General features: G+C 60.7%; 1 protein-coding gene. It reads right to left on the bottom strand.

The annotated features are described in order from the left end of the window. Positions 1–16 precede the first annotated feature (16 nt). On the bottom strand, positions 17–1336 hold the full coding sequence (locus tag D1643_RS10595; protein WP_160710578.1) for an ATP-binding protein: 1320 nt from the start codon (positions 1334–1336) through the stop codon (positions 17–19). Positions 1337–2606 lie beyond the last annotated feature (1270 nt).

Raw genomic sequence — 2606 nt, forward strand, 5'->3', positions numbered from 1 at the left:
AAGCTCGACTCGCTCATCACCCTTCACCAGCGTGAGGGGTCGTCCACAGGCCTCTATTCGCCATGGCGTAGAGGGGGATGTTTCGCAGCCAGGTTTCGACCCTGAAGCCCGACAGGGAGAGCCGCAGGGACTCCATTCCCTCATAACGCTCGGAAAACGCGCGAAGGCTCTTCGACCTCAGGTTCTCCTCGGCCTTTACTTCGATGGGGAAGGTGCCGCGCTCGTCTTGAACCAGAAAATCCACCTCGCTTGCCCCGTTGGCTGAGGTCCAGTAGTACGGCCTGTCGCCCACTGCCGCCACCAGCTGCTGGCACACGTACTGCTCGGTGAGAGAGCCCTTGAACTCCGTGAAGATTCGGCTGCCCTCCACCACGGCTTTCTGGCCCAGACCCGACATGGCCCCCAAAAGCCCCGTATCCAAGACGAACAGCTTGAACGCGGCATCGTCGACATAGGCCGAGAGAGGCATTCCCGGCTTGGACGCGCGCTGCACCACGGTGACGAGCCCTGCCTGAGACAACCAGGTGATGGCGCTTCGGTAGTCCCTGGCCCTGGCCCCCTCCCTGATTTGGCCGAAGATGAACTTCTTGTTCTCCTTCCCCAAATGTCGGGGAATCGAGTCCCAGACGGCAAGGATGCGCTCGACCTCGCGCGCATCGATATGCTTGGACATGTCCAGGCGATACGCGAGCAGTATCTGCTCCTGCTCTCTGCGAGCCGCCGAATAGCCTTCCTCCATGAAAGCGAGGACGGCCGACGGCATGCCGCCCACGTAGTAGTAATCTCGTAACAGGGGGATTGCTCGAGCAGAGAAAGCAGACGCGACAGCCCCGTCTCCGGTTACGAGGAGCTCCCGCAGGTTCTCCTCGTGTCGCGCATCGAGAAACTCTTCGAACGTAAGAGGGTAGAGGTTTAGCATCGTCACGTTGCCAACGGGGAAGCCCGTGCCGCTGTGCAGGGTGAGGCCTAGCAGTGAGCCAGCTGCGGCCACGTGCAACTCTGGCAAGTTCTCGCGGAAGTACTTCAGAGACGTGAGCGCCTTTGGACACTCCTGCACCTCATCGAATATCAGCAGCGTGCGTGACGGAACCACACGCTCTCCCGTCTCGGCCTGAATCCCCAGCATCAGGCGCTGGATGTCGTAGCCGCCTTCAAAGAGGGCGACCATGGCTTCGTTGTTATCGAAGTTCACGTAGGCAACGTTGTCGAAGCACCTGCGCCCGAACTCCTTAAGCAGCCATGTCTTGCCGACCTGCCGTGCTCCGTTGATGACGATGGGCTTTCTGCGCGTTGTTGCCTGCCATGTCATCAGCTCTTTCATCAGGTGTCGTTCCATGGGATCTCCTGGAGTCTATATGGCTAAGGGAAAATCCAAGGATGGTTATTTTTCATAGGGTATTATAACCAATTATGGCTTTTTTCTACGGATGAGATCGACTGAGCCGTAGACGCTCTCGGCTCTCCGCTAGCGCAGCGGGCTCCATCTCCCATCCTGCTCCCCGCGTTCTAGCAGAATTTGCCCGATCCCCAGGAAGGCCTATGATGCTCACGCAATCCAAGTATAAGCCCCACCGTGCTGACAGCATTATCGAAGGACACCCGAAGTCATCCAGTGCCGTCGAGATCAGGGGCGTGAAATTCTGCGGCAAGACCTGGGCGAGCTTGGCCCGCGGTGCCAGAATCGTTCGCCTTGACGACCCTGCCATGCGAAATATGGTCGAGATGGATCCATTGCTCTCCCTTGAGGGAAGGCCTCCGCGCATCGTTGATGAGTGGCAAGATGCGCCTGCCGTCCAGAACGCCATGCGGCGCCGCATGGACGAGGCGGGGGATCGGCGAGGGCGGTTCGTCCTCACCAGGTCTTCGGCCATTCGCAGAGGCGTCACGTCCCACAGTGGGGCTCAGCCCTTTGTTCGCACGCCGGCTGGCGCTCTCGCTTGCACGAAACGCGGGCGTGCCGGCAGCCTACGAGACTCTGCTTGCCGATGCGTTCGGAGAGGAGCGAGTCGCAGCCGATGGCTCTGTCGCCCCCCCAGCAGCAGATCGAGCCCTATGCGAGCCTCCTCGAAGAACAGCACCTCATCGAGGATCTTCCCGGGCGGGACGCCCCGCTAAGGCCCCAATCGCATGGCCGCTCCGCGTTCGTCGATCCGTCGCTGCCGGCTTCGCCCCTTTCTACGACGCCGTGGAGGCTGCTTTCTGATACGCGGGCCTTCGAAACGCTCTTCAAGGAACTCTGCCCGTACGACGTATGTGTGTGCATCGACCATGGCGTAGCCGTTCGAGCCGTTCGTTTTCTACTACTCGGATGCAGACAGGCTCGAAGTGGACATCGTCGTCGAGCTTTCAGATGGACGACGGGACGCGTTCGGGGTCGCGCTGAGCGACGCGAGGGCCCGGAGGCGGAGCGAAACCTGATCCGGCTTAGCGACAAGATAAGGACGAGCCCCGCCCCGCGCAATCCCGACCCGTCGTTCCTGGCTGTATTGGTGGGCCAGGCGTCGTTCTGCCGTCAGATGCAGAGCGGGGTATTCGTCATCCCCATCACCGAGCTGGGGAGCCTAAGGGGAGCGAGAATCCAGGCGCCAACTTGGGAACAGCGTAAG

This window comes from Enterorhabdus sp. P55 (assembly GCF_009911695.1).
Classification (GTDB): domain Bacteria; phylum Actinomycetota; class Coriobacteriia; order Coriobacteriales; family Eggerthellaceae; genus Enterorhabdus.

Excerpts from the sequence above, each read along its gene's own strand:
- D1643_RS10595 (WP_160710578.1), bottom strand. The coding sequence starts at position 1,336 with ATGGAACGACACCTGATGAAAGAGCTGATGACATGGCAGGCAACAACG.